This window comes from Nesterenkonia sp. F, assembly GCF_000220985.1.
Lineage (GTDB): Bacteria > Actinomycetota > Actinomycetes > Actinomycetales > Micrococcaceae > Nesterenkonia.
Genome location: NZ_AFRW01000103.1, coordinates 28,139 through 54,667, shown reverse-complemented (window position 1 = coordinate 54,667; position 26,529 = coordinate 28,139). Strand labels below are relative to the sequence as shown.

Sequence of the window (26,529 nt, the reverse complement as noted above, 5' to 3'; positions counted from 1 at the left end):
GATGTGCTCGTGATCCTTGAAGCCCAGCACGGCGCGGGCGACGACGCCGTCGTAGCGCCCGGCGGCGGTGACCGGGAGCACCTCGGGATGCGAGTCGCCGGCGGGATCGCGGCGGTGGACGATCGGCAGGGCCATGGCCTGGCGTTCGGCGGGGCGCGGCCGTGCCAGCGCCCGGCGCAGGTCCTCGGCGCACGGGGAGCACAGCTGCCGGCCCTCGGCCCCGCAGCCCAGACACCACACCGGCACCAGCAGGCCCGCGGCGTCGTCGACCGCGCGCCGCAGGCCGTGGCCTGGGCGGGAGAACCAGAGCCGGTCGAGCAGCGCGGCCGGCCGGGCGGCATCACGCGGACCGAGAGGGGCATCCGGCGGCTCGGACGGAAGGTGCTCCATGACGGCCAGCCTGCCCGGCCTCGGGCCCGAGGACCAGCCGGAATCCGCCCCTGTGGAGAGTCCGGCGTGTCGCCGCCTGCGGCACGCTCGGCCGGCGTCTTCAGCGTGCGCTCACCCTGCGTAGGCGTAGTCGCGCAGCGCGACGTCCTGATCGTCCAGATTCCATATGTCGCCGGGAAGGGTGACCACGGAGGAGTCCGGCGTCTCGGCCATCAGCTCGAGGTCGGCCCCCTCGCCGGTGGAGACGTTGCGCACCGCCAGCAGGACTTCGCCCACGTCCTCGGTGGTCATGTCCAGCGTGACCCGCTGGATCTGCACCGCCTCATCCTCGACGCCGCCGGGCTGCCAGACGACCAGCGCGTCGTTCGCGTCCCAGCGCACGTGTTCGATCTCGACGGTGGTCGGCAGCGCCATCGGAGTGGTCAGCCCCCGCGGGATCCCCTCGGAGTCGCGGACGACGCCGGCGACGTAGAGCGTCCGCTCGCCGCCGTCGTCGACGACCATCGCCGCGCGGGCCCCGTCCTGGGCGATGCGCAGCGAGGTGATCTCCCGGCCGTCGAGCCAGTCGGCGCTGACCTTCACCGCTGGAGCCTCCATCGACTCGTCATAGGGCACCGCGTGGATCGTGGCGCCGGAGTCGGAGTTGCTGACCGTCCAGGTCCAGCCGTCGTTGTCCATCGAAGGCCGGGAGAGCGCCTCCCCCTCGACCACCGACACCGCGGACCGGTCGGGGCGCACGTGATAGAGGTTCTCGCGGTCGCCGTCGAGGAAGGCGTAGACGTCGTCGGCGGCCTCGGGCATCGCCGGAGCCTGCGGATCCAGGTCGGAGATGTCCGGCAGCCCCGCGATCGACAGCGTCTGCAGCCCCTCCAGCAGCTTCAGCCGCCCGTCGTGCACGCCGACCTGCAGCGACTGGACCTCCGGACGATGGGTGATGCCGAGCGCCTCGAGGCTGCTCGAGCCGTCGAAGGTCCACTGTCCGGCACTCAGGTCGACGTCGCCGACATCCGGCAGCCCGTCGAGCGACAGGCTCGCCTGATGGCGCATCAGACTCCGCTCCTCGGCGGTGGTGCCGGCGATGCGCTCGGAGTCCAGCTCGATCGTGGTCGCCCCGTCCTCGCCCTCGAAGGGGCCTCTGGTCATCACCGCGCCGTCCGGGAAGGCAGAGTCCACCGCGGACTGCAGATAGGGGGCGGGTCCGTCGAGCAGCGCGCGCATCGTCTCGGCGGCGACGTCGCGGCCGCGCTCCATGAACCATCGGCGGTCGGGCACGGTGTACTCGTGCTGTCGGTCGTAGAAGTAGAGCGTGTGGGCCCGGAACGTCTGCGAGAACGCCGTGCTGCTGAGCATGATCCCCTGCGGCGCCTCGGCGATCCGCCATTCGCCGTCCTCACCGTCCTCACCGTCCTCACCGTCCTCACGGGTGAGGGTGAACTCCACCGAGTCCGGTGAGGAGGTCCGCGGGGTCATGATGCCGTTCGCGTCCACGGAGGAGTCCACGCCGACCTGCACCGAGTAGGTGTCGTCCCCCTCGGAGAAGATCGCGGGATCCGAGGTGTAGACCAGCGTGCGCTCCGTGGGGCGCCACTGCTGCGAGGCCTCCTCGGTGAGGTACTCGCGGGCGACGGCGAAGTCGTCCTCGGCGCCGACGCCGGCCTTGATGAAGTCCCGGATGATCGTCTCCGCCGTCGCGCCGGGCTGCGGGGAGGCGGGCTGGCTGAGGTACTGCGTGTCGTCGTCCGACTCCGGCTGCGAGGTGCCGACCGGCCCGCTGGTCGGAATCATCGGTGCGCAGGCCGAGACGAGCAACAGCGCCGTCGCGAGGACGACGGCCAGCAGCGCGGTCGCCCGACCGCGACGTCCGGTGCTCATGCGTCCGCCTCCTCGGCCGTCGGGTCCTGCGGGTCCTCGTCGTCGCGCGGCCGGCGGCCGCGCTCCTCTCGCTCGTCGCCCTCCCCATGGTCCGCGGCGACGGCCGTCGTGTCATCCGCGGCGCCGTCGACGCCGTCGGCACCGTCATCGCTGCCGGCGCCGACATACGAGGACTGCTCGCCCAGCGACTGCTCGGTCAGCCGATCGTACGCCGTCGCGCCGGCCGACGGCCCGACGACCTCCGACCCGCTGACCGATCGGCGGTCCGAGGCGCGGTAGACCGGCGGCAGCGCCAGCGGCGAGGCGCGATAGGGCACGTCCTGGCGGCGCGGCAGCACCAGGCGGAAGCAGGCGCCCTGTCCCTTCTGCCCCCAGGCGTCCAGCGCGCCCTGGTGCAGCCGGGTGTCCTCGGTGGCGATGGACAGTCCCAGCCCGGATCCCCCGGTCGTGCGGGCCCGCGCCGGATCGGCGCGCCAGAAGCGGTCGAAGACGTGGCCGACCTCCGAGGGGCTCATCCCGATGCCGTGGTCGCGGACCGCCAGACCCACCGCCGTCGGCGAGGAGGCGATGACCACGTCCACCGGACGCCCCTCGGAATGCTCGACGGCGTTGTTGACCAGGTTCCGCAGGATCCGGTCGATGCGCCGCGGGTCCACCCGCGCGACGAAGTCCTCCCCCTGGACGACGATCGACAGCTTCGCGTCCTGCTGGTCGGCCAGCGGCAGCGCCGAGGTCAGCACCTCCTCGGCCAGGCTGCGCAGGTCGACGTCGGTCAGCGCCAGCTCCGCGGCCCCGGCATCGAAGCGCGACATCTCCAGCAGGTCGCCGAGCAGCGCCTCGAAGCGCTCGACCTGGTGATGGAGCAGCTCGGCGGAGCGCTGGTTGACGACGTCGAAGTCGTCCTTGGACTGATGCAGCACCTCCGAGGCCATCCGCACGGTCGTCAGCGGGGTCCGCAGCTCGTGGGAGACGTCGGAGACGAAGCGCTGCTGCATCTTCGACAGGTTCGCCAGGCGCGTGATCTGCTCCTGCAGGTTGGAGGCCATCCGGTTGAAGGAGATGCCCAGTCGGGCGATCTCGTCCTCGCCGCGAACAGCCAGGCGCTGGTCGAGCTGGCCGGCGGCGATCCGCTCGGAGACCTCGGCGGCGTGCGAGATCGGCTTGACCACCGAGCGCGTCACCCAGGCGACGATGGCCATGTTGAGCACCAGGACGGTCAGGCCGGCCAGCAGCAGGATCCGCAGGAAGAAGGTCAGCGTCTCCTGCACGGTGGAGAAGTCGTAGACGAAGTACAGCCCCCAGGCCTCTCCGGGCGGCAGATTGACCCGAGTGCCGAAGACGACGCCGGGCACCTCCTCGCCGTCGTCCCCGATGGACACCGACTGCCAGTACTGCGCGTCGCCGTCGGCCACCGAGGCGGCCAGCTCGTCGGAGACGACGTCGCTGATCGCGTCGTCGGTCGCCGACGCCTGCACCCAGGACCTCTGCTCGGGGTTCAGCGGCTCCAGCAGGATCCCGCGGCGCAGCTCGGAGCCCTCGTCGGCCAGCACCCCGATGGTGTCGTCGACGCTGCGCTCGGCCTCGGTGGGGTTGGAGGCGGACAGCTCGTTGAACAGCTGCTTGCCCTGCTCCAGACCGCTCACCGCCTGCAGCTCGACCTGGTCGAAGCGCTCCTGGAAGAGTCCGGTGGTCACCTGCTGGGTCAGGAAGGCCGCGACGAGCAGCGTGCTGACCAGGGTGAGCACGCCGGTGAAGGCGACGGCGCGGAACAGCAGCGAACGTCCCCACAGCCGCGGCAGCCGCGACACGGCGCGCCACAGCCGACGCCCGGCGCCGCGGCGGGGCTCGCCCTCGGCCCCCTCGGACGCGCGAGCGGACTCCTCCGCCTCGACCGGCGGGATCACCGGGATCGAGCCCGTGGTGGTCGCGACGGCGCGCGAGGCGGAGGCCCTGGTCTCCTCCTCAGCGATGACCTATCCCTGCCCTCCGGCCTTGTAGCCCACGCCGCGCACGGTCTGGACGATCTCGGGGTTCTCCGGATCCTTCTCGATCTTCGAGCGCAGCCGCTGGACGTGGACGTTGACCAGTCGTGTGTCGGCCTGGTGCTGATAGCCCCAGACCTCCTCGAGCAGCATCTCCCGGTTCCACACCTGCCAGGGCTTGCGCGCCAGCGCAGTCAGCAGGTCGAACTCCAGCGGGGTGAGCGAGATGCTCGTGCTGCCGCGCCGGACCTCATGGCCGGCGACGTCGATGCTCAGATCTCCGATGGTCAGCGGCTCGTCGCCGTGGCGCTCGACATGCTCGGTCGGTCGCAGCCGCGCCCTCACCCGAGCGACGAGCTCGGCGGGCTTGAACGGCTTGGGCACGTAGTCGTCGGCGCCGGCCTCCAGGCCGCGGACGACGTCGGCGGTGTCGGACTTCGCGGTGAGCATGACGATCGGAGTGTCGGCCTCCTCGCGCATCTCCCGGCAGACTTCGATGCCGTCCTTGCCCGGCAGCATCAGATCCAGCAGGACGAGGTCGGGTCTGGTCGTCCGGAAGGCCTCGAGAGCCTCGTCCCCGGTGACGCAGAAGGTGGGTTCGAAGCCGTCGTTGCGCAGCACGATGCCGATCATCTCGGCCAGCGCCTCGTCATCGTCGACGACCAGAATCCTGGCTTTCATCCGCACTCCTGTTCCTCAGTCCCCTGGCTCAGCTGACGTGTGCGGTCAGGATATATGACGACCCCGCGTCACCGGCGACTCCGGCGCGGGATCCGCGTCCCGGCGGAGCCCCCGACGAGACCCTGTGTGGAGTCGATTCCTCCACAACCCTGAAGTGTCGCCTGCGAACTGCACCCGGCGGGCTATAGAGTGAGGAGCGGGACGGAGACGGCCGCAGGCCCGGGACGACGCCGACGCCGCGCCGCCGCGCGACCGCCTCCGCCCGCCTCGGCCGGCGTCGCGCCGACACCCTCCACAGATCACTCCGACGGGGTCGAGGACACGGATGACATGGAAGATACCGATGACCTGGACGCCGTGCGGCCCACGGCGCCGGAGTCCGCTCAGGAGGATGACGTGACCCAGCCCCCTTCGTCCTGGGGCCCGCAGGGCCCCCACGCCGGACCGGGCGCCGCCGCGGGCGATCCGGCCCGCCCCGGCGCCGTCTTCCCGCTGCGCCGGATGAGTCTCGGCGAGGTGCTCGGCGGAGGGACCGCGATGCTGCGCCATGCGCCGAAGGCGGTGCTGGGGCTGCCGGTGCTGGTCGGCCTGGTCACCTTCCTGCTGCTGATGCTCGCCCAGGTGCTCTTCCCCGCCCCGCTGGCGACCTTCGAGAACCAGATGATGGTCTCCACCTGGTCGGAGGATCAGATGTTCTCCGCGCTGGCGGAGTCAGTTCCGTACTACACGGCGACTGTTGTGATCACCATCCTGCAGAACCTGCTGCTGACCGTGGGCTTCGCGCTGATCGTGCTGCCGACGATGCGGGCCGCCTGGGGCTGGCGCACCGAGTTCCTCCAGACGCTGACGCTGCGCCGCGACCGGATCGGAGCGCTGATCGCCAATGTGCTGCTGCTCGCGGTGACCGGCGTGCTGGTGACCGTCGTCGCGGGCACGGCGGCCATCCTGGTCACCGCCCTCACCTTCGGCATCGGCGCGCTGCTCGCTCTGCCGGCCTTCCTGCTGCTGGGCCTCTGGATGACTGCCGGGCTGATGTACGCGCCGATGATCGTGCTCGTCGAGCGTCGCGGCCCGATGGAGTCCCTCGGCCGCTCCTGGGCGCTCAGCACCGGCCGCCGGTGGGCCACGATGGGCACGCTGGCGCTGCTCCTGCTCATGGTCTTCGTCGCCAGCACCATCCTGGGACTCGTCGCCGGGATGATCGGCGCCGCCGGCGCCGGCAGCTCGGTCTCCCCCGGCGGCGTCACCGAGCCGGGGATCGGGTCGACGATCACCCTGGCGGCCGGCACGCTGATCACCACGATGACCAGCTCGCTGGTGGTCGCCCTGATCGGCGCCGTCGTGGCAGTCATGTACCTCGACGCCCGCCATCGCCGGGAGGGGCTCGACGTCGCGCTGATGGCCGCGGCCGAAGGCGCTCACGACGACGGCGTCACCGTGCCCGGTTCGGTGGAGCATCTGGGCCGGCCCCGGGAGGCCGCCCCGCAGACGCATCAGCCCGGATACGGCCACTCGGGCGCCTACGGTCAGCCCGGCCCGTACGGTCAGCCCGGTCCCTATGGCCAGCCGGGCCAGCCCGGTCCCTATGGCCAGCCGGGCCAGCCCGGTCCCTATGGCCAGCCGGACCAGCCCGGTCCCTACGGTCAACCCGGCGGCCCGGACGACGGCGGTCCGGCGAGGCCGCAGTAGGATCCTGGTGCTGATGACCGCTCTTCCTCCGTGGGCCGCTCTCTGGGCCGCGCCCGCCGCCGCCCCGTCGTCCGCCTCCGTCGACGGGTCAGCGACGCTGACTGCGGCCGCGGACTCGCCGCCGCTGCGGCCGACCCGCGACGGCGCCCGCGAGCTGCTCGAGGAGGAGCTCCGCGACAGTCGCTACGACACTGCCGACGGCGGTCCGATCCGCCGACTGATCGCTGATGCGCTGGCCTGGCTGGACGACCGCATGATCACCCTCACCGGCGTGGACATCCCCTACGGCCCGGTGCTGCTGCTGGTGCTCCTCGCCGTCGCGATCGTGCTGGTCCTGCTGCTCGTGCGACCTCGGCTGCGGCATGCCTCCGTCGAGGACCGGGCGTTGGAGGAGGAGCACGGGATCACTGCCGAGGAGCTGCGCGACCGGGCCGCCCGTCGGCTGGCCGCCGGCGATCCGGACGCGGCCTTCCGCGACCGCTTCCGGGCGATCGTCCGCACCGCCGAGGAACGTGATCTGCTGCCCGCCGGGGCCGGGCGCACCGCCACCGAGGCCGCCGTCGGACTGGGCGCGGTCTTCACCGCCCAGCGCGGTCACCTGCGCGTCGCCGCCGATCTGTTCAACCTCTCGCGCTACGGCGGGCGCCCGCTCTCCGCCCGGGACTGCGAGGAGCTGGCCGCCCTCGACGCCGCGCTGCAGACCAGCCGACCCGACGACGGCGCCGAGCCGTTCCCGGCCGTACAGATGGTGGCGCCGCGATGACTGATTCCCACCCCACCTCCGCTGAGACCACCGCCTCCGCCGAGGCTGCCGCGCCGGCCCCGAGCGCCGACATGCCGGGCGCCACCGTCGAGAGCGGCCGCACCGCCCTGCGCAGGACCTGGCGCCGCTGGCAGTTCTGGGTGCTGCTGGTCGTGTGCGGCATGACGCTCACCCTCGCCCAGCAGCTGCTGACCACCCCGGACGTCGCCCCCTACAGCCTGGGCAGCACCGAGCAGGACGGGTACCGGGCCGTCGCCGGGGTCCTGGAGGACCAGGGCGTCACCATCCACGAGGTCGGCGGCGCCGAGCAGCTGCGCACCAGGCTCTCCGAGCATCCGGAGGCCACGATGGTCGGCTTCGAAGCCGACTGGCCGATGGACCGCAGCATCCGCTCCGGGCTCGCCGACGGCACGCTCGCCGAGGAGACCGGCTGGCAGGGCGAGACCGTCTTCCTCTCCCCCTCGGGAGAGACCCTCGACGCCGTCGGCTCGGGGCGCCTCGACGTCGAGGACCTGGTCACCGGGCCGAGCCTCGACCTCGGCGAGCAGCCACCGGTGCTGCGCGCCGGCCCCGCCTGCCCGTCGCCCGCCGCTCGCAGCGCCGGCAGCATCGCCGCCTCCGGTGACCTCTATCGCACGGACCTCCCCTCCTGCTTCGCCCGGTTCGGACCAGGCGACGGCGGCGGACCGGCCGAGACCGGGGAGAACTCCGCGGCGGCGTCCTCCGGCGACGAGCCGAGCTCGGAGACGACGGCACCGGCCGCGACGATGGTGCTCACCGACGCCGGGGCGGTCTTCGGCTCCCCCGATGCCTTCACCAACAGCACGATCGCCGACGAGGGCCACGCGGCGCTGGGACTCTGGCTCTTCGGGCAGGACGAAGATCTGGTCTGGTACCGCAGCACCGCCGCCGACGTCGCCGACGCCGCCCCCGGCTCCGCCTGGGACCACCTGCCGGACTGGGTGGCCACGCTGAGCTGGTGGCTGGTGATCGTCGCCGGACTGCTGATCCTGGTGGCCGGACGACGCCGCGGCCCGATCATCTCCGAACCGCTGCCGGTGCAGGTCCCGGCCTCGGAGACCGCCGAGGGCCGGGCCCGCCTCTACCAGCAGGTCGACGCCGTCGACGCCGCCGCCCGCACGCTCCGCTCGGCACACATGCTGCGGCTCGCCCGGCTGCTGCGTCTCGGCCCGGCCGCCGAGGAGCCCGCGATCGTGCATGCGACGGCGTCGACCACCGGCCGGGAGCCCCGCGCCGTGGCCCGCATGCTCGACGCCGCCGCGGTGACCTCCAGCTCCGATCTGCTGCGCTTCTCCCAGGAGCTGGCCGCCCTGGAGGACGAGGTGCGCATCCGCAGCGGCCTGGGTCCGCGCCGCCCGGACTCCGCCGACCCCGCCGACCCCGCCGACCCTGCCGACCCTGCCGACCCTGCCGACCGACACGACGGAAGCGATGGACTCTCCCGTGACTGACGACCAGACTCCCTTCCCCCAGCAGCTGAGCGACCCGGTGCCCGCCGCACCCGCCCCGACCGGGGCGGGCGACGAATCCGGCGCCGAGCCCAGCGACGAACCCGGCGACGACGTGCTGCGCGACCGCTTCCACCGGGTCCGCCAGGAGGTCGCCAAGGCCGTCGTCGGCCAGGACGGGGCGGTGACCGCAGTGCTCATCGGCCTGCTGGTGCGCGGCCACGTGCTCCTCGAGGGCGTGCCCGGCGTGGCCAAGACGCTGCTGGTGCGCTCGCTCTCCGCCTCGCTCTCGCTGGACACCGCACGAGTGCAGTTCACCCCGGATCTGATGCCCGGCGACGTCACCGGCTCGCTGGTCTACGACTCGACCACCGGCGACTTCAGCTTCCGCGAGGGCCCGATCTTCACCAATCTGCTGCTCGCCGACGAGATCAACCGCACCCCGCCGAAGACCCAGGCCTCGCTGCTCGAGGCCATGGAGGAGCGCCAGGTCTCGGTCGACGGGCTGGGCCACGGGCTGCCGGATCCGTTCCTGGTCGCGGCGACGCAGAACCCCGTCGAGTACGAGGGCACCTACCCGCTGCCGGAAGCTCAGCTCGACCGCTTCCTGCTGAAAGTCACCCTGGAGCTTCCCCAGCGCGGCGAGGAGATCGAGGTCGTCCGCCGCCACGCCGCCGGGTTCAATCCCTCCGACCTCGCCGACGCCGGGGTGCGGCCCATCGCCGGGGCCGACGACGTCCTCGCCGCCCGCCGAGCAGTGTGGCGGGTCGCCATCGCTCCGGAGGTGGTGGCCTACATCGTCGACGTCGCCCGGGCCACCCGCCAGGCGCCCAGCTTCCAGCTCGGCGTCTCGCCGCGCGGCGCCACCGCCCTGCTCAACGCCGCCAAGGCCTGGGCCTGGCTCTCGGGTCGGGACTTCGTGACCCCCGACGACGTCAAGGCGCTGGCACTGCCCTGCCTGCGCCACCGCGTCTCGCTGCGCCCGGAGGCCTCGATGGACGGGGTCAGCGCCGACGACGTGCTGCAGGGCATCCTGGCCACCGTCCCGGTGCCGCGCTGATGGTGCTCACCGGTCGACTGCTGGGCCTCGCCCTGGCGCTGAGCATCGTCGTGGTGGCCGTGCCGGTCCCCGCGACGGTCGCGGTCTGTCTGGCGCTGCTGGCAGTGCTCGTCGTCGTGGACCTGCTGCTGGCCGGCTCCCCGCGGAGGATCCGCGTCGACCGGGTCCCGACGGAGGCGGTCCGGCTGGGGCGGACGACGACGGCGACGACGGCGGTGCATCATCAGGGTCGCCGGCGGCTGCACGGGCTGCTCCGCGACGGATGGCAGCCCAGCGCCGGCGCCGAGGCTCCCGAGCACCGGATCGCGCTGTCGCCCGGAGAGCGGCGCCGTGTGGCCACTGCGCTGCGCCCGACGCGCCGCGGCCGGCTGGTCAGCCCCTCGGCGACGATCCGATCGTTGGGTCCGCTGGGGCTGGCCGGCCGACAGGTCACCCATCACGTCCCCCACGAGCTGCGCGTGCTGCCGGCGTTCAGCTCGCGCCGGCACCTGCCCTCGAAGCTGCAGCGGCTGCGCGAGCTGGACGGTCAGACCGCAGTGCAGCTGCGCGGGGCCGGCACCGAGTTCGACTCGCTGCGCGAATATGTCCGCGGCGACGACGTGCGCTCGATCGACTGGCGCGCCACCGCCCGGCGGCAGGGCGGGGCCGGCCAGCAGCTGGTGGTCCGCACCTGGCGGCCGGAACGTGACCGTCGGGTGGTGCTGTGCCTGGACACCTCGCGCACCTCGGCGGCGAGGGTGGCCGACGAGCCGGTCCTGGACACCGGCATGGAGGCCTCGCTGCTGCTCGGCGTGCTGGCCGCCGGCGCCGGGGACCGGGTCGACTTCCTGGGCTTCGACCGCGACGTCTCCGCCCGGGCCCGCTCGGCCGCCTCCGGCGACTTCCTCCACCGGATGGTCCACGCCATGGCCGAGCTGGAGCCGCAGCTGGTGGAGGCCGACTTCTCCCAGCTGCCGGCCCACGTGCAGAAGGTGACCTCGCAGCGCTCGCTGGTGGTGGTGCTGACCTCGCTGGACTCGGCCTCGCTGGAGGAGGGCCTGCTGCCGGTGCTGCCTCAGCTGACGCAGAAGCACCTGGTGCTCGTCGCCGCCGTCCGCGACCCGGAGCTGGATCGCCGTTCGCTGGCCCGCGGCGACCTCGGCGAGGTCTACCGCGCCGCCGCCGCCGAACGGGCGATGATCGAGCGGCAGGCGCTGATCAGTCAGCTGGGCGCCCTCGGGGCCGAAGTCGTGGACGCGCCGCCGCATGAGCTGCCTCCGCAGCTGGCCGACGCCTACATCCGGCTCAAGGCCGCCGGGAGGCTGTGAGCTCGACGTCGAGCTGGACCGTCCGGGCCCCGCCGACCCCGATCCTTCGTCCGGTTCGCGCCCCGGCGACGGGACTTTGCCGCCCGCGGTGCCGCCCGCGTAGCGTTGAAGGGTGAAGATTCTCGCTGCCATGTCCGGAGGCGTCGACTCCGCCGTCGCCGCCGCCCGCGCCGTCGATGCCGGCCACGAGGTGGTCGGGGTGCATCTGGCGCTCTCCCGCATGCCCGGAACGCTGCGCACCGGCTCGCGCGGCTGCTGCACCATCGAGGACTCCTCCGACGCCTGGCGCGCCTGCGAGACGCTGGGCATCCCCTTCTACGTCTGGGACTTCTCGGCACGGTTCAAGGAGGACGTCGTCGACGACTTCATCGCCGAGTACGCCGCCGGACGCACGCCGAATCCGTGCATGCGGTGCAACGAGAAGATCAAGTTCGAAGCGCTGCTGGACAAGGCCATCGCGCTGGGCTTCGACGCCGTGGTCACCGGCCACTACGCCACGGTGATCACCGACGAGCACGGGGACCGGCAGCTGCACCGTGCGGCGACCTGGACGAAGGACCAGTCCTATGTGCTCGGCGTGCTCACCCACGAGCAGCTGCGCCACTGCTGGTTCCCGCTGGGCGAGACGCCGTCGAAGGAGCTGGTCCGCACCGAGGCCGCCGAGCGCGGCCTCTCCGTGGCGAAGAAGCCCGACTCCCACGACATCTGCTTCATCCCCGACGGCGACACCCGCGGCTGGCTGGCCGAACAGATCGATCTGCAGGACGGACCCATCGTCGATCCCGACGGGGAGACGATCGGCGAGCACGGCGGGTCGCAGGCCTACACCGTCGGGCAGCGCCGCGGCCTGCAGCTCGGCCGCCCCGCCGCCGACGGCAAGCCGCGCTATGTGCTCGAGGTCCGGCCGAAGGAGAACACCGTCGTCGCCGGGCCGAAGGAGATGCTGGAGATCGACGGGCTGACCGGCATCCGGCTCTCCTGGGCCGGCGAGCCGGTGGCCGAGGCGGTCGCCGGCGCCTGGTTCGACGTCGAGCTGCAGATCCGCGCCCACGCCGACCCGGTCCCCGCCCGCGCCCGCGTCGAGTCCCAGGAGCCGGAGACCGAGGACGGCGCCTCACGGCTGATCGTCGAGCTGGTCGAGCCGCTGACGGGCGTCGCGCCCGGCCAGACGGCGGTGATGTACCAGGGGACCCGCGTGCTGGGGCAGGCCACCATCGACACCGCCCGGTCGCACCACTACGAACCGGTCGGCGCCGATTAGGCTGGAGACCATGAGCTCCATGCCTGATACGCCGGATGCGCGCGGCGGCGACGCCGCCGGCCGCGTCGACCCCGAGGTCCTCGACGAGCTGCTGGCCATGCGCGCCAGCATCGACAACATCGACGCGACCCTGGTGTATCTGCTCGCCGAGCGGTTCAAGGCCACCCAGCGGGTCGGGGTGCTCAAGGCGAACCACGACCTGCCGCCGGCCGACCCGGCCCGCGAGCGCCGGCAGATCGAGCGTCTGAAGCGTCTGGCCGAGGACGCGCAGCTGGACCCGGACTTCGCCGAGAAGTTCCTGAACTTCATCATCGAGGAGGTCATCCGCCACCACCAGGCGATCTCGGCCTCCTCCGCCGACGCGGCTCCAGGCGGCTCCTCCGCCCCGGACGTCGCCGGGGCGGCCGACGTCGAGCCGACCGCCGACGACGCCCGATGAGCCCGCGCCCCTCCTCCGCGACGCAGGTGACCGCCTCCGCGCCGGCGACGATGCCCGGTCTCGCCATGCCCGGCGTCGCCGAGCGCCTGGAGGCCGAGCTGGCCGCTCCGCATCTGCCCTCGCTGCCGGCCCTGCCCCGCCGCGGCCATCACGGCACGCAGCTGGGCCGTGCGACGGCGCTGCTCAGCGAGCTGCCCGCCGAGCTGACCTCCTACGGCTGGCGACTCACCCAGCGCCCCGGCGCCGACCGGCAGCGGGCCGAGAGGCAGCTGACCGCCGACGTCGACGCCGTCGCCGATGTGCGCGGCGCCGCCGCCGAATCCGGCGCCCACGCCGACGGCGCCCCAGGCCTGGTGCTGCACCTGCTGGGTCCGGTCAGCCTGGCCGCGCAGCTGGCCGTGCCCTCCGGCGAGAAGGTCCTGGTCGATCACGGCGCCCGACGCGACGTCGCCGCCTCGCTGGCCGCCGGCCTCGGCGAGCATCTGGCCCACGTGCGACGCGCCTGCCAGCCGTCCTCGCTGACGGTGGTGCTGGACGAGGCGGACCATTCACGGGTCCGTGCCGGCGCGGTGCCCACGGTCAGCGGCTACCGCACGATCCGCTCGCTGCCGCGCGACGAGACCCGCCGGATGATCGGCGAGGTCGCCGCCGCGGTGCGCGCCGCCGGCGCCGAGCGCATCCTGCTGGACCTCGGCGCGCCGGTCGCCGCCGAGCACCTCGAAGACCATCTGACCCGCGGCGACGAGCGCGTCGACGGCTTCGGCCTGCCGGTGACCCGGCTGGACACCGCCGACTGGGAGCGCGCCGCGACGCTGGCCGAGCAGGGAGTGGAGTTCCTCGCCGGGCTGCTGCATCCGGGCGAGGTCGTCGGCGTCGACGCTTCGACGCCGGCCGCAGTGCCGGAGGTCAGCACGCTGGCCGCCCGGCTCGCCCAGCCCTGGCACCGGCTGGGCATGGCGCCGTCGTCGCTGGCGGCGATGCTGCTGACCCCCTTCGACGCCGCCCACCACGCTCAGCTGGCCGAGGCCCGGGAGACCGAGGCGCTGCGGGCGGCGACCCGCATCCGCGACGCCGCCGAGGCGCTGACCGACCGGATGGGAGGCTGACAGGAACGCCATGCCGGCGACTGACGGAGTTCCGCACGACGACGAGGTGCTGGTCGCGTTCATCCTGACGAAGTTCGACGAGCTGGTGGAGCTGGTCGCCTCCGGCGACGATGCGACGGCGAACGCCGTGCCCGCCGCCGGCAGGCCGGAGACGATGAACTCCCCGATCCAGCTGCTCGTCCACGTGTGCGGCATGATGCGCCGCTGGTCGTGCTCGGTGAACCGCGGCCTCCCCGTCCCCCGCGACCGGGACGCCGAGTTCACCGCGCGGATGCCGGTGGCCGACGCCCTGGCCCTCGCCTCGCACACCCGCGCGGACTTCCTCGACGACGTCGCCGCCACGGATCTGGACGCCGCGCCTGCGGCTGTGCCCGCCGGGCGGGACCACCCCTGGACGGCCAGCTGCCGCGGAGTGCTGCTGCACGTCTTCGAGGAGGTCTGCCAGCACCTGGGGCATGCGGAGATCACCCGCGACGTGGTGGACGGCCCCGGTCGCTGAGCCCCAGGCCCCCTCCCCGAGTGTCACGTCCTGCCCCGGTTGTCACGAGCCTGCAGCGACGTGACAACTGGGTGCGGACGTGACACCTGGAGAGAGAGCGCCCTCCGGGTCCGCCTCAGCGTCGGTCGCCGGCCATGCCCGCCGCCCGTGCCCGGGAGACGATCTCCGGCAGCGCGGCGATCAGCGCCCCGACGTCGTCCTCGGTGGTCGTGTGCCCCAGCGTGAAGCGCTGGGCGCCTCGGGCGACGTCCTCGCCCAGTCCCATCGCCAGCAGCACGTGCGAGGGCCGCGGCACTCCGGCGGTGCAGGCCGAGCCGGTGGCGGTGTCGAAGCCGGCCATGTCGAGCATGAACAGCAGCGAGTCTCCCTCGGCGCCGTCGACGGTGAGATGCAGGTTGTTCGCCAGCCGCCGCTCCGGGTGCACCCGGGGATCCGGTCCGCGCAGATGCACCCCGTCGAGACCCTCGACGGCGGCCAGCAGCCGGTCGCGGAGCCCGGCCAGCCGTCGGGTCTCCCCGGCCCGCGAGCCCACGGTCTCCTCGGCCACGGCGGCGAAGGCGCTCAGTCCGGCGACGTCGAGAGTGCCGGAGCGGATGTCGCGCTCCTGCCCGCCGCCGTGCAGGACCGGGGTCAGGGCGACGTCGCGGCGGACCAGCAGCGCGCCGACGCCGACCGGCCCGCCGATCTTGTGCGCACTGACCGCCAGCGTGGCCGCCCCGGAGGCGGCGAAGTCCACCGGGGCGGCGCCGGCGGGCTCGGAGCCGAAGGCCTGGACGGCGTCGGTGTGCAGCGGGACCTCGTGCTCGGCGCAGCGCGCGGCGATCTCGGCCACCGGCTGGATCGCGCCGACCTCGTTGTTCGCCCACATCAGCGTGGCCAGCGCGATCGACTCCGGCGCCTCGGCCAGCTGCGCGGCGAAGACGTCGACGTCGACGATCCCGTCGGCGTCGACGGGCGCGAAGACCAGCTCGGCACCCTCATGAGCCTCGAGCCATTCGACAGTGTCCAGCACGGCATGATGCTCGATGCCGGTGAGCAGGATGCGGACGCGCCGCGGATCCTGGTCGCGACGGTGCCAGTAGAGACCCTTCAGCGCCAGGTTGTCGGCCTCTGTGCCCCCTGAGGTGAGGATGACCTCGGAGGCGTCGGCGCCCAGCGCGGCCGCCAGCCTCGCCCGGGCGGAGTCGACCGCCAGCCGGGCCCGACGTCCCGAGCCGTGCAGCGAGGAGGGGTTGGCCAGCCGCGGCTCCGCGGCGGTCAGCGTCTCGGTGAGCGCGTCCAGCGCCGCCGGCTTCATGGGCGTGGTCGCGGCATGGTCGAAGTACCGGGAGGTCGTCGTCATCGTGGCACCGATTCTACGGGCGGAGGCGCTATCGTGAACGGGAGATGAGCTCCCCCTCCCCCGATTCCGACCTCTACGCGGTGCTCGGCGTCGCGCCCGACGCCGACGCCGCGGCCATCCGCACCGCCTACCGGCGGCGTGCCCGCGAGACCCATCCCGACCGCGGCGGCACCGACGAGCAGTTCCAGCGCATCCAGCAGGCGTGGGAGATCCTCGGATCGACCGAGACCCGGGCGGACTACGACCGGCGACGCGGACGGACCGGCGGCGCCGAGCCGGCCGACGACACCCCGTCCTGGACTGCGCCGACGGCGGCCGGCGCCGCGCGCGGGGCCGAACGTGCGGCTCCCTCGGGGGCGGCGCACCGAGCGGTGGTCTATGAGCCGGAGCTGTCCTCCCCGCAGCCGCTCTCGCTGCCGCTGACCAGCCAGAAGGTCCACGGCGAGTTCGCCTCCCGCGGGCTCTTCGGCGGCGGGAGATCGCTGCGTCGTCGTCGGCGCACCGTCGAGCTGCTGGAGCGTCAGGTTCTGCAGGAGCTGCCGGCGGCGCGACTGTTCAACGACGTCCATCTGCTGCCGCCCCAGCGTGACCGCAGGGGCCGTGCCCGGCCGCCGAAGCAGGGCGAGCGCGCCGAGCACGTGCTGGTCTGCGGCGACGCGCTGGTCGTCGTCTTCTCCCTCGAAGTGCCGGCGGCCGCCGCCTCCTGGGACGGGACCACGCTGCGCGCGGCCGGGCGGGCCATCACTCTGCCGGACCTCGCCGGGCAGGCCGCCCAGCTGCAGGAGACGCTCTTCCGCCGGCTGGCCGACGAGCACGGCCGCCGCGCGGAGCTGACCGTCGGCCATCAGGTGATCCTGCACTCGCCCGACGGCGGACTGCTCTCCCCGGTCGTCGAGACCCTGCGTCCCGGCGGTCGGGTTCCGCTGGCCGCCGGACGGGCGGTGCGGGCGATCACCGGCCAGCTGGCCGTCTCCTCCCGGGCGAACGTCGTCGACCGCCACCTGCTGGCCGTGCTGCGCGGCCAGCTGGAGTCGCCGGTGACCGGCTGAGGCGCGCTCCCCGCTTCGAATCGCTAGGATCGTGGGCGTGCCTGAGATGCCCGACACCCCCGACGCTGCTCCGGATGACGCCCCCGACACCTCCCACGATGCGCCGACAGACCGCCCGCGCCTGCGGGTGCTGGTCGACCAGCCCGAGATCCCCGGCAATACCGGCAACATGATCCGCCTGGCGGCGGTGACCGGCGCCGAGCTGCATCTGGCCGAGCCGCTCGGCTTCGACTTCGCCGACGCCAAGCTCAGGCGCGCCGGGCTCGACTACCATGATCTGGCGGTGCTGACCGTGCACCCGGACCTGGAGACCGCCCTGGAGCGGCTGCGCCCCGAGCGGCTCTTCGCCTTCACCGGAGAGGGCACCACGAGCCACACTGCGATCGACTACCGCGACGGCGACGTGCTGCTCTTCGGCCGCGAGTCCACGGGCCTGGACGACGAGGTCAAGGCCGATGCCCGTGTCACCGATCTGGTGCGCATCCCGATGCTGCCCTCCCGACGCTCGCTGAACCTGGCGAACTCGGTCTCCATCGCCGTCTACGAGGCCTGGCGGCAGCAGGGCTTCGACGGCGCCGCCTGAGGTCCGCCGCGGCCCGCGTCGGTCCCCGCCGGCGCCGACGCAGGTCGCTAGACTCGCGAATCATGGAGACCCCTTCCCCACGTCCTGACGACCGCCGCCGGGACGACGCCGACGACCGCGCGGCCCACGACCACGAGAACTCCCCGGACGCGGGGTCCGCGGCCGCTGAGTCCGCGACGTCCTCCGCGACGGTGACCGAGCCGACGCCCGAACCGCCGCTCGAGCCCCCGCACGGCTCCGCCGCGGGCGACCGGGAGCCGACGCTGGCCGACTTGCTCGGCGCCACCGCCGCCGGCGATCAGGCCTCCTTCGCCGCCTTCTACGACGCCACCGCCGACGTCGTGCACGGACTGGCGCTGCTGATGCACGAGGACTCCGACGGTGCGGACACCGCGACGGTGGCGATCTACCGACACCTCTGGGACCAGGCCGGCGAGCGCGCCCGCGACCTGCGGCTGCAGACGGCGGCCTCGCAGTCGCTGACCGACGAGCACGCCGACGCCGAGGCCAGCTACCGGCCCGACGAGTACGAGCAGGTGCTGGAGTGGCTGGTGCCGCTGGCGCACCGCATCATGGTCGAGCGGTTCCGCGAAGGGCAGGCGACGCCGATCACGCTGCAGGTCGTGACCGAGGAGGGCGGCATCAGCGGACTGCCGGAGGAGGTCGTCGACGACCTCTCGGCGCTCTCCGACTCGCAGATCCAGGCCATCGCGCTGAGCTATCTGGTCGGCGCCACACACCGGGAGATCGCCGAGGCCGTCGGCGCGGCGGTCCCGGCGGTGAAGTCGCGGCTGCGCGACGGCATGACCCGGCTGCACAGCCGGCGCACCGCCCGCGAGGAGCAGGTCGATCCGATCCTGCGGGCGGCCGTGACCCGTCGGGACGTGCTGCGCTCCTCCGGGATCAATCGCAACTTCACCCGGGAGATCTCCGCCGACCTGGAGAAGGGGCTACTGGTCGAGCTCGCCGAGGTCTATGCGCTGGACGCCATCGACGAGCGCCAGCGCGCCCTGCTCGACGAGTCGGCGCTCATCGCCGAGTCCGACGTCGCCCAGGAGTGGGACACTCGTGTGCTCGCCGCCCGCCGCTCGCTGGCGGAGGTGTTCACCGTCCACCCGGTGCGTCCGCCGTCGCACCTCATCGAGGAGGTGCTGCTGGACCTGGGCGACCAGGAGGTCGGCATGGGCATGGTCGAGGAGTTCTCCGAGGGGACCGAGGAGGAGCGTCGACGCGAGCCGGTGATGAAACGGTGGATGATCCTCACCGCCCTCGCGCTGGTCGTGATCGTCGCCGGCGTGCTCATCTGGCGGGTCATCGCCGGCGGCGACGTCCGGCAGATCGCCGACGAGGCCCCCGACGCCGAGCACCTCGAGGGCCTGGAACTCGCTCAGGGCGGCAGCGCGACGGCGGTGCTGGCCGAGTCCGAGGACCTCGGCTACGCGGACTTCTCCGACGTCGGCACCCCCGACGGTGCGGCCTACATGGTCTGGCTGATGCCCGCCGATGCCCAGGCGCAGCCGGCTTCGCTGGGCAGCTACACTGCTGAGGAGCTCGACGAGGAGATCATCGAGATCGACGACCTCGCCGAGCACCGCTCCCTGGTGGTCACCGTCGAGGAGGTCACCGGCCGCGAGCGGCCGGCCGGCGACGTCGTCGTCGAGATCCCGCTGCAGGACGGGGGCTCGGGGCCGAGCTACGGCGGACCGGACACGGCCCAGTCGCCGGCCGGGGACGACTCCGAGGACAGCTCCGACGACAGCTCCGACGACGGCGAGTGATCCGGCGGACCCTTCCACCGGCCGGTCGGCGGCTCAGAACCCGGCGAAGGTGTCCGGGCCGTTGACCACGACGTGGTGGAATCCTTCGGCGAGCGCGCCGGATCGCCCCGCCGGATGGGCTGATCGCATCTGCTCGGCCACCCGAGCCTCCATCTGCCCGGGGTCGGGGTGCTGGCTGAAGTGCTTGCGCAGCGCGGCGAGCTTCGTCGGCAGCTGCGCGGTGACCTCCACCCGCACGTCGATGCGCTCCTGCGGAGCGGCCATCAGCAGCAGATGCGCGATCCGGAAGGCCTCCAGGCCCTCGTCCTCGCGCAGATGCGGGAAGGCGAAGGGATTCTCCACCGCCGGGTAGCTGGCACGGACCACCGCCTCCCCGCAGGCCAGGTGATCCGGATGCGACTTCTGCAGCCGGTCCCACGCCCGCTCCGGATGCGGGGAGATGACCACGTCCGGACGCGCCCGCCGCATCACCCGCACCAGCTTCTCCACCAGGGCCGCGCTCGGTTCGACCCAGCCGTCGCGCTCGTCGAGCAGAACGACCTCGGAGATCCCCAGCACCTCGGCGGCCTCGCGCTGCTCGGCCTCCCGGCGCCGAGCCATCTCCACCGGGGCGTGTCCGCCGTCGAAGCCGCCGGCGTCGCCGGCGGTGAGCAGGCACAGGGTGACCTCGACGCCGCGCTCGGCCAGAGCGGCCACCGTCGCCGCGGCGCCGAAGTCGACGTCGTCGGGGTGGGCGCCCACGGCCAGCACGCGGGAGATGCCGAGCCGCTCGATGAGCTGGTCGGGGTCGACCAGCTCATCGGCCGACGGGGCCGGAACGGCGGAGGGGGACGGCGGCTTCATGCGGCGATCACATCGATTCCAGCGTCACGTCGGCCTGCTGTTCCTCGCCGTCGCGCCGGTAGGTGATGGTCACGTCGCTGCCGGCGGAGTACTCCCGGATGGTGGCGGTCAGATCGGTGCTGTCCGCGATGGAGCGGTCGTCGACGCCGGTGATGACGTCGCCGGACTGCAGCTCGGCCTCCGCGGCCGGCGAGTCGGACGCGACCTCCTGGACGGTGGCGCCGGCGGTCGCGGTCTGCTGCTGGGACGGGTCCTGCGAGGGGCCGACCGTCACGCCGAGCAGCCCGTGGGAGACCTCGCCGTCGGCGATGAGCTCCTCGGCCACGCGCTGGGCGTAGTCGACCGGGATGGCGAAGCCGACGCCGATGTTGCCGGAGTCCTGGCTGGTGGTGCTGCCCCCGCCGCCGGAGGCGATGGCGACGTTGACGCCGATGATCCGGCCCTCGTCGTCGACGAGGGCGCCGCCGGAGTTGCCGTGGTTGATCGCCGCGTCGGTCTGCAGCACGTTCAGGTGGATCTGGCTCTGCGGCGCCTGCTCCTCCATGTCCGGGAAATAGAACTCGAAGCCCTCGCCCTCCTGCTGCTCCTGCTGCTCCGGCGCGTCGGCCTCGCCCTCCTCGGGCGCGGCGGAGGAGGCCACCGAGATCGTGCGCTCCTTCGCCGAGATGATGCCGTCGGTGACCGTGCCGGAGAGGCCCAGCGGGGCGCCGATGGCCACCGCCTGGTCGCCGACGTTCAGATCGCCGGAGGAGCCCAGCTCGGCGGGCTGCAGGCCCGAGGGGTCGTCGACCTTGATGACGGCCAGGTCCGAGACCGGATCGGTCCCGACGACCTGCGCCGAGCGGGTGCTGCCGTCGTTCAGCCGCACGCTGATCTGCGGGTCCGAGGCGGCGCCGCCGAGGGTGACCACGTGGGTGTTGGTCAGGATGTGCCCCTCGTCGTCGAGGATGATCCCCGAGCCGGAGCCTCCCTGCCCGCCGGCGCTGACCTGCAGCGTGGTCACCGACGGCGAGGCCTTCGCCGCCGCAGCGGTGACCGCGGTGGCGCTCTCCGGGTTGTTGATCGTCACGCCCTCGCCGGTGCCGCCGCTGGTCTGCACCGTGGGCTGGTCGCTGAGCAGGGCGACGGTGCCGGCGCCGACGCCTCCGCCGAGCAGGCTGGCCACCACGACGCCGGCGGCCAGCGCACCGAGCCCGACCGTCACCGGACGGCGGGACCCGCGGCCGTCAGGACCGCCGGAGGGCGGGACGGCGGCCTGCGAGGCCGCGAACGACGACTCCGCCGGCCGCTGCCCGTACCCGTACGGGTCCTGGGGCGGGACCGGCTGGGCCGTCGGGCGGGGGTCCCCGGAGTCGGCACCGGAGGGCGCGCCGTAGGCCGCCCCGGGCGCAGCCGCATAGGACTCCCCATAGGACTCCCCGTAGTCGGAGCCGTACTGGGCGCTGTACGGGGAGCCGTGCTGAGCTTCGGGCTCCTGGCCGCCGGTCTGTCCGGGATGCTCCCGGCCCTGCTGCGGGTGGATCGGCCCCGTCGGCTCGGACGCGGCCGGAAGATCGCGCGTCGCCTCCTCGGAGGGTCGGGGCGAGGGCGTCGACGGTGTCTGCTCCGGGCCGCCGGGCTCCTGGCCGGGCTCCTGCGGCGGCTGCTCGCCCGCGCCCTGCGGCCGGGACGGGCCGGTGCGGTCGTCGTCGGAATGCGGATCGTACGGACCGGACGTCATGGTGTACCTGCCTTCAGTCTGGTGCGGTCGTGGGCGCATGGGCCACGACCCTGCTCGAGGGGCGGTGCACCTCGTGCGCGGAGCGGAACCGGGCCGTCGCGCCGGCGGCGCTGCCGAGGTGCACCTCCAGCATTGTGCGTCGGCACCCTGTGATGACGACGATAACCCGCTGAATATGTGCTGAACGATTCCCCGACGAGCGTTCACCCCCTGCGAACACCCAGGCGGGCAGCCGCGACGAGCGGTCCCGACGAGCACCCCGGCGGGCACACTGCGAACACTGCGGCGACCCTCTCTCCGGGAGCCCCTGCGACGGTCCCTCGCGCATCTCGGCGAGCCTCCTGCACAGGCGCCGATCTCCATGGACGCCCTCCGGGGCGGACCATAGACTGACCGCATGATTCCAGCCGCCGCGATGTCCCTCCTGCCTCCTGTCGGAGCCGTGATCGTCGGTCCGCTGATCATCGGCGCCGCCGTGCTGGCGCTCATCGGCGTCGGCGCCCTCTACCTGACGCGCGGCGGGGCCCAGTCGCGCCGGATCTCCGCGGCGAACCGGTCGCGGCGATCCGGCGGCGAGGTCGAGCAGCAGCAGACCGACCCGCTGGACGCCGAGGATCTGGATGCGCTGCGCCGCCGCGCGGGGTCCCTGCTGGTCGGTGCGGATGAGGCGGTCCGCTCCTCGGAGCAGGAGGTGCTCTTCGCCCAGGCGTCCTACGGCGACGAACAGGTGGCCGTCTTCCGCGAGGACATCGACGAGGCTCGCCGGCTGCTCACCGAGTCCTTCCGTCTGCAGCAGCAGGCCGACCATGCCGAGCGCGAGCTGGACCCCTCCCGGGAGGATCTCGACCAGGCCAGGGAGACGGCCGTGCGCGGCCCGCTGAAACAGATCGTGGAGAACTGCCGGCGCATCGACGCGACCCTCGAGCAGCACCGTCGGGAGTTCGAGGACCTGCGCAGCCTGGAACGCGACCCGGGCCCCGTCGCGGACCAGCTGGCCGAGCAGCTGGGTCGGCTCCGGGATCGCCGGTCCGCGGCCGAGGAGCGGCTGGCCGAGCTGCGGGAGAACTACGACCCCTCGGCCTTCCCCCAGTACGTGGCGAACCTGCGGCGCACCGGAGAGGAGCTCGACGAGGCCGAGGCGGCGCTGGCCCGCGCCCGCGAGGCGGTGGAGGCGTCGCGGGCCTCCGACGCCGTGGTGGCCATCCATCAGGGCGAGGAGGAGGCCTCCGACGCCGCGGACCTGCTGGATTCGATGGAGACGACCTCGGGACGGCTCGCCGAGGCCCGGCGCGGGCTGGACGGCGAAGTCGCCGACGCCGAGCAGGACATCGCCCAGGCCCGGGCGATCCTCGACGCCGGACAGGCCCCGGAGCTGGCCGGTCCGATCGCCGCGACCGAGCAGGCGGTCGGACGCGTGCGCGCCGCGCTCGACGGCGGGGACCCGATCGACCCTCTGGAGCTGCTCGACGACCTCGAGATCGCCCACCGCGAGCTCGACGCCCCGCTCGAGGATGTCCGCGACCGCCAGGCGCAGGACCGCCGGGCCCGCGCCTCGCTGCAGACCGAGCTGCTCTCCGCCCGCAACCAGGTCCAGTCCTCGGTGGACTTCCTCCGCTCGCGCCGCCGTCAGGTCGGCAGCACCGCCCGCACACGCATGGCCGAGGCCGAGCGGTGCCTCGCCGAGGCTCACGCGCAGGAGAACACCGAACCGGCCAAGGCTCTGCAGTCGGCGACCCAGGCGAAGCAGCTGGCCGTGCAGGCCGCGCAGATCGCCGAGCGCGAGCGCGCCGAGGGCAATCTCGTCGGCGGGGCCGGCTTCGGCGGTATGGGCGGCATGGGCGGCATGGGCGGCATGGGCGGCGGACGCGACTACGGCGCTCCGGGCGGCTTCGGCGGCGTCCTCGGCTCTCCCGGTCGCGCCGGACGGCGACGCCGATTCTGACCCTGGCCCCGCCCGACCCCGCCCCGCTCCCCCGTCGTCGGCCCGTTCACACCCCTGTGCCGCGGGCCACCGACTCACTAGACTGGCACCGCCCCCTCCATGAAAGGTGATCACCGTGTCCAAGCAGTCCATCTTCGGCCGGATGTCCCAGCTGGTCCGCGCGAACATCAACGCGATGCTCGACAACGCCGAAGACCCCGAGAAGATGCTGGACCAGATGGTCCGGGACTTCACCAACAACATCGCCGAGGCCGAGGAGGCCATCGCCCAGACCATCGGCAATCTGCGGATGATGGAGGACGATCACAAGGAGGATCTCGAGACGGCACGCTCCTGGGGTCAGAAGGCGCTGGCCGCCTCGCGCAAGGCCGATGATCTCCGGACGGAGGGCGACACCGCCGACGCCGCGAAGTTCGACAACCTCGCCAAGGTCGCCATCCAGCGTCAGATGGACGCGGAGAGCTCGGCGAAGACCGCCGAGCCGACCATCCAGTCGCAGCGGGAGATCGTCGAGAAGCTCAAGAACGGTCTCGAGCAGATGAAGACCAAGCGCCAGCAGCTGGTCTCGAAGCGCGACGAGCTCGTCGCCCGGTCCCGCGCCGCAGAGGCGCAGTCCCAGGTCCATGACGCCGTGAAGTCGATCGACATCATGGACTCGACCTCCGAGGTGGGTCGCTTCGAGGAGAAGATCCGCCGCGAGGAGGCCAAGGTCCGCGGCCAGTCGGAGCTGGCCGCCTCCAGCCTGGACGCGCAGTTCGAGGACCTCGAGGACCTCGGCGAGCAGGCCGAGGTCGATGCCCGACTCGCGGCGCTGAAGGGCGGCGGCGGCACGAAGTCGCTGGGGGCCGGTCAGGACGACGGCGCCGACGCCACGTCCGGGGACAGTGACCTCGCCGACGACCTGGCGGCGCTGGAGACCGAGCAGCAGCGCTGACACCGCGTCGCCGACCCGTCGTCGGCGGTCCGGAGCACGCTCACCCGTCGGGCTCGGGCCCCGGTCGCGACCCGGCGACGGATGACGCTCTGCGGCCCCATCACGCCGAAACCTCGCGGATCTCTGCTTGAATGGATGTCTGCGCATCCGTGATCCGCATCCATCATCGAGGAGCCCATCAGTGACCCCTGAGAACACCCAGTCGCCCGGACAGGGCGCGACGACGGTCAACACCGGCCTGGCCCACATGCTCAAGGGCGGCGTCATCATGGACGTGGTGACCCCGGAGCAGGCGAAGATCGCCGAGGAGGCCGGCGCCGTCGCCGTCATGGCCCTGGAGCGCGTCCCCGCCGACATCCGCGCCACCGGCGGACTGGCCCGGATGTCCGATCCTGACCTGATCCAGGGCATCATCGACACCGTCTCCATCCCGGTGATGGCCAAGGCCCGCATCGGCCACTTCGTCGAGGCCCAGGTGCTGGAGCACCTCAAGGTCGACTACATCGACGAGTCCGAGGTGCTCTCCCCCGCCGACTACGTCAACCACGTCGACAAGTCGAAGTTCTCGGTGCCCTTCGTCTGCGGCGCCAGCAACCTCGGCGAGGCGCTGCGCCGCATCACCGAGGGCGCCTCGATGATCCGCTCGAAGGGCGAGGCCGGCACCGGCGACGTCTCCGAGGCGGTCAAGCACCTGCGCACCATCAACGCCGAGATCGCACGGCTGACCTCGATGGCCGAGGACGAGCTCTACGTCGCGGCCAAGGAGCTGCAGGCTCCCCACGCCCTGGTCAAGCAGGTCGCCGCGGACGGCCGCCTGCCGGTGGTGACCTTCGTCGCCGGCGGCGTGGCCACTCCCGCCGACGCGGCGATGATGATGCAGATGGGCGCCGACGGCGTCTTCGTCGGCTCGGGCATCTTCAAGTCCGGCGACCCGGCGGGCCGGGCGAAGGCCATCGTGCAGGCCACCACGCACTACGACGACCCGTCGGTGATCACCGACGTCTCCCGCGGACTCGGCGAGGCGATGGTCGGGCTGAACGTCGCGGACCTGCCGGAGCCGCACCGGCTGTCCGAGCGCGGCTGGTGAGCCCGCGGATCGGAGTCCTCGCGCTGCAGGGGGCGGTCGCCGAGCACGTCCGTGCTCTGCAGGCCGTCGGCGTCGAGGCGACCACTGTGCGCCGCCCCGCCGAGCTGGCCGGCCTGGACGGGCTGGTCGTCCCCGGCGGAGAGTCGACCACCATGGCCCGGCTGGCCGCCCCGGTGGGGCTGCTGCCGCAGATCCGTGCCGCCCATGACGACGGCATGGCGCTCTTCGGCACCTGCGCGGGGATGATCCTGATGGCCGACGACGTCGCCGACGCCGAGGCGCTGGAAGGTTTCGAACGTATCGGCGGCCTGGACATCGTCGCCCGGCGCAACGGCTACGGCAGCCAGCTGGACTCGTTCACCGCCGACCTCGACGTCGTCGGGCTGGACTCCCCGCTGCCGGCGGTGTTCATCCGCGCGCCGATCGTCGAGTCTGCCGGCGGCGAGGTCGAAGTGCTCGCCTCCGCGGCAGACCGTCCGGTGGCAGTGCGCCAGGGGCGGATGATGGCCTCCAGCTTCCACCCGGAGCTGACCGAGGACCACCGCCTGCACGAGGTGTTCGTCCAGCTCGCCGGCGCCTGAGTCCCCGCGGGACGCGTCCGTCCGGCCGACGTGTCCCGCGGGGCGGCTCTGCGGATCCCCGGCCCCATGACCGGGGGCAGACTGCCGCTCCGCCGCTCGGCGCTGTAAGCTCTCTCACGACGACCCGAGCCCCGACTGCCTCCCGGCGCCGA

General features: G+C 73.0%; 22 protein-coding genes and 1 pseudogene. 16 read left to right on the top strand and 7 right to left on the bottom strand.

The genetic code is table 11. The features are described 5' to 3' along the window. From GU5_RS0108950 to mtrA, 4 genes and pseudogenes are all read right to left on the bottom strand, one after another. A pseudogene (locus tag GU5_RS0108950) lies at nucleotides 1–390 on the bottom strand (hypothetical protein); the annotation flags it as partial. Nucleotides 391–501: 111 nt separating this feature from the next. Continuing rightward, a complete protein-coding gene (locus GU5_RS0108945; RefSeq protein ID WP_010525245.1) occupies nucleotides 502–2,262 on the bottom strand; it encodes an LpqB family beta-propeller domain-containing protein in 1,761 nt (586 codons plus the stop codon). Then, nucleotides 2,259–4,166: an MtrAB system histidine kinase MtrB gene (gene mtrB / locus GU5_RS14940; RefSeq protein ID WP_010525244.1), complete on the bottom strand. Its 1,908-nt coding sequence runs from the start codon at nucleotides 4,164–4,166 to the stop codon at nucleotides 2,259–2,261. The genes GU5_RS0108945 and mtrB overlap by 4 nt, the downstream gene beginning before the upstream one ends. Nucleotides 4,167–4,235: 69 nt before the next feature. After that, nucleotides 4,236–4,925, bottom strand: coding sequence for an MtrAB system response regulator MtrA (gene mtrA, locus GU5_RS0108935; RefSeq protein WP_010525243.1), 690 nt, complete (start codon nucleotides 4,923–4,925; stop codon nucleotides 4,236–4,238). A gap of 330 nt (nucleotides 4,926–5,255) precedes the next feature. Here mtrA and GU5_RS17070 point away from each other — a divergent pair, with 330 nt between their 5' ends. The 9 genes from GU5_RS17070 (at nucleotide 5,256) to GU5_RS0108890 (ending at nucleotide 14,518) form a co-directional block, all read left to right on the top strand. After that, a complete protein-coding gene (locus tag GU5_RS17070) occupies nucleotides 5,256–6,614 on the top strand; it encodes a collagen-like protein (protein ID WP_010525242.1) in 1,359 nt (452 codons plus the stop codon). A gap of 13 nt (nucleotides 6,615–6,627) precedes the next feature. Beyond that, entirely contained in the window at nucleotides 6,628–7,377 is a 750-nt protein-coding gene (locus GU5_RS14935) for a DUF4129 domain-containing protein (protein ID WP_158217721.1), read from the top strand. Further along, complete coding sequence (locus GU5_RS16380; protein ID WP_010525240.1) at nucleotides 7,374–8,849, top strand: DUF4350 domain-containing protein; 1,476 nt, start codon at nucleotides 7,374–7,376, stop codon at nucleotides 8,847–8,849. The genes GU5_RS14935 and GU5_RS16380 overlap by 4 nt, the downstream gene beginning before the upstream one ends. Continuing rightward, a complete protein-coding gene (locus tag GU5_RS0108915) occupies nucleotides 8,830–9,906 on the top strand; it encodes an AAA family ATPase (protein WP_010525239.1) in 1,077 nt (358 codons plus the stop codon). Before GU5_RS16380 ends, GU5_RS0108915 begins: the two co-directional genes overlap by 20 nt. Then, complete coding sequence (locus tag GU5_RS0108910) at nucleotides 9,906–11,213, top strand: DUF58 domain-containing protein (RefSeq protein ID WP_010525238.1); 1,308 nt, start codon at nucleotides 9,906–9,908, stop codon at nucleotides 11,211–11,213. Before GU5_RS0108915 ends, GU5_RS0108910 begins: the two co-directional genes overlap by 1 nt. A gap of 112 nt (nucleotides 11,214–11,325) precedes the next feature. After that, nucleotides 11,326–12,474, top strand: a complete 1,149-nt coding sequence (gene mnmA, locus GU5_RS0108905; RefSeq protein WP_029514160.1) for a tRNA 2-thiouridine(34) synthase MnmA — start codon at nucleotides 11,326–11,328, stop codon at nucleotides 12,472–12,474. Nucleotides 12,475–12,493: 19 nt separating this feature from the next. Next, on the top strand, nucleotides 12,494–12,913 hold the full coding sequence (locus GU5_RS14925) for a chorismate mutase (protein ID WP_139084399.1): 420 nt from the start codon (nucleotides 12,494–12,496) through the stop codon (nucleotides 12,911–12,913). Next, on the top strand, nucleotides 12,910–14,019 hold the full coding sequence (locus tag GU5_RS14920; protein ID WP_010525235.1) for a hypothetical protein: 1,110 nt from the start codon (nucleotides 12,910–12,912) through the stop codon (nucleotides 14,017–14,019). The genes GU5_RS14925 and GU5_RS14920 overlap by 4 nt, the downstream gene beginning before the upstream one ends. Nucleotides 14,020–14,029: 10 nt before the next feature. Next, a complete protein-coding gene (locus GU5_RS0108890; protein ID WP_010525234.1) occupies nucleotides 14,030–14,518 on the top strand; it encodes a DUF664 domain-containing protein in 489 nt (162 codons plus the stop codon). Between the two features lie 115 nt (nucleotides 14,519–14,633). On the opposite strand, the gene GU5_RS0108885 is transcribed toward GU5_RS0108890, so the two are convergent. Further along, the gene (locus GU5_RS0108885; protein ID WP_010525233.1) at nucleotides 14,634–15,860 is read right to left on the bottom strand and encodes a cysteine desulfurase family protein; all 1,227 of its coding nucleotides are present in this window, start codon (nucleotides 15,858–15,860) and stop codon (nucleotides 14,634–14,636) included. A gap of 44 nt (nucleotides 15,861–15,904) precedes the next feature. On the opposite strand from GU5_RS0108885, the gene GU5_RS0108880 reads away from it, so the two are divergent. From GU5_RS0108880 to GU5_RS0108870, 3 genes are all read left to right on the top strand, one after another. After that, nucleotides 15,905–16,909 (top strand): J domain-containing protein, encoded by a 1,005-nt coding sequence (locus GU5_RS0108880; protein ID WP_010525232.1) that lies wholly within the window; start codon nucleotides 15,905–15,907, stop codon nucleotides 16,907–16,909. 46 nt (nucleotides 16,910–16,955) lie between these two features. After that, a complete protein-coding gene (locus tag GU5_RS0108875) occupies nucleotides 16,956–17,492 on the top strand; it encodes a TrmH family RNA methyltransferase (protein ID WP_010525231.1) in 537 nt (178 codons plus the stop codon). Between the two features lie 62 nt (nucleotides 17,493–17,554). Next, nucleotides 17,555–19,270, top strand: a complete 1,716-nt coding sequence (locus tag GU5_RS0108870; RefSeq protein ID WP_010525230.1) for an anti-sigma factor domain-containing protein — start codon at nucleotides 17,555–17,557, stop codon at nucleotides 19,268–19,270. A 33-nt stretch (nucleotides 19,271–19,303) separates the two neighbouring features. Here the strand turns inward: GU5_RS0108870 and GU5_RS0108865 are convergent, their stop codons facing one another. Beyond that, nucleotides 19,304–20,113: a PIG-L deacetylase family protein gene (locus GU5_RS0108865; RefSeq protein ID WP_010525229.1), complete on the bottom strand. Its 810-nt coding sequence runs from the start codon at nucleotides 20,111–20,113 to the stop codon at nucleotides 19,304–19,306. A gap of 7 nt (nucleotides 20,114–20,120) precedes the next feature. Further along, nucleotides 20,121–21,833: a trypsin-like peptidase domain-containing protein gene (locus tag GU5_RS0108860; RefSeq protein WP_010525228.1), complete on the bottom strand. Its 1,713-nt coding sequence runs from the start codon at nucleotides 21,831–21,833 to the stop codon at nucleotides 20,121–20,123. A 397-nt stretch (nucleotides 21,834–22,230) separates the two neighbouring features. Between GU5_RS0108860 and GU5_RS0108855 the strand changes: the two genes are divergently transcribed. The 4 genes from GU5_RS0108855 to pdxT all read left to right on the top strand — a co-directional run bounded on the left by GU5_RS0108855 (nucleotide 22,231) and on the right by pdxT (nucleotide 26,377). Next, the gene (locus GU5_RS0108855; protein WP_139084395.1) at nucleotides 22,231–23,775 is read left to right on the top strand and encodes a hypothetical protein; all 1,545 of its coding nucleotides are present in this window, start codon (nucleotides 22,231–22,233) and stop codon (nucleotides 23,773–23,775) included. A 115-nt stretch (nucleotides 23,776–23,890) separates the two neighbouring features. Then, nucleotides 23,891–24,709: a PspA/IM30 family protein gene (locus tag GU5_RS0108850; protein ID WP_029514157.1), complete on the top strand. Its 819-nt coding sequence runs from the start codon at nucleotides 23,891–23,893 to the stop codon at nucleotides 24,707–24,709. A 181-nt stretch (nucleotides 24,710–24,890) separates the two neighbouring features. Next, nucleotides 24,891–25,796 carry a pyridoxal 5'-phosphate synthase lyase subunit PdxS gene (gene pdxS, locus GU5_RS0108845; RefSeq protein WP_010525225.1) on the top strand — a complete coding sequence of 302 codons (906 nt, stop codon included), beginning with the start codon at nucleotides 24,891–24,893 and terminating at the stop codon, nucleotides 25,794–25,796. After that, nucleotides 25,793–26,377: a pyridoxal 5'-phosphate synthase glutaminase subunit PdxT gene (gene pdxT, locus GU5_RS0108840; RefSeq protein WP_010525224.1), complete on the top strand. Its 585-nt coding sequence runs from the start codon at nucleotides 25,793–25,795 to the stop codon at nucleotides 26,375–26,377. The genes pdxS and pdxT overlap by 4 nt, the downstream gene beginning before the upstream one ends. Nucleotides 26,378–26,529: the final 152 nt, after the last annotated feature.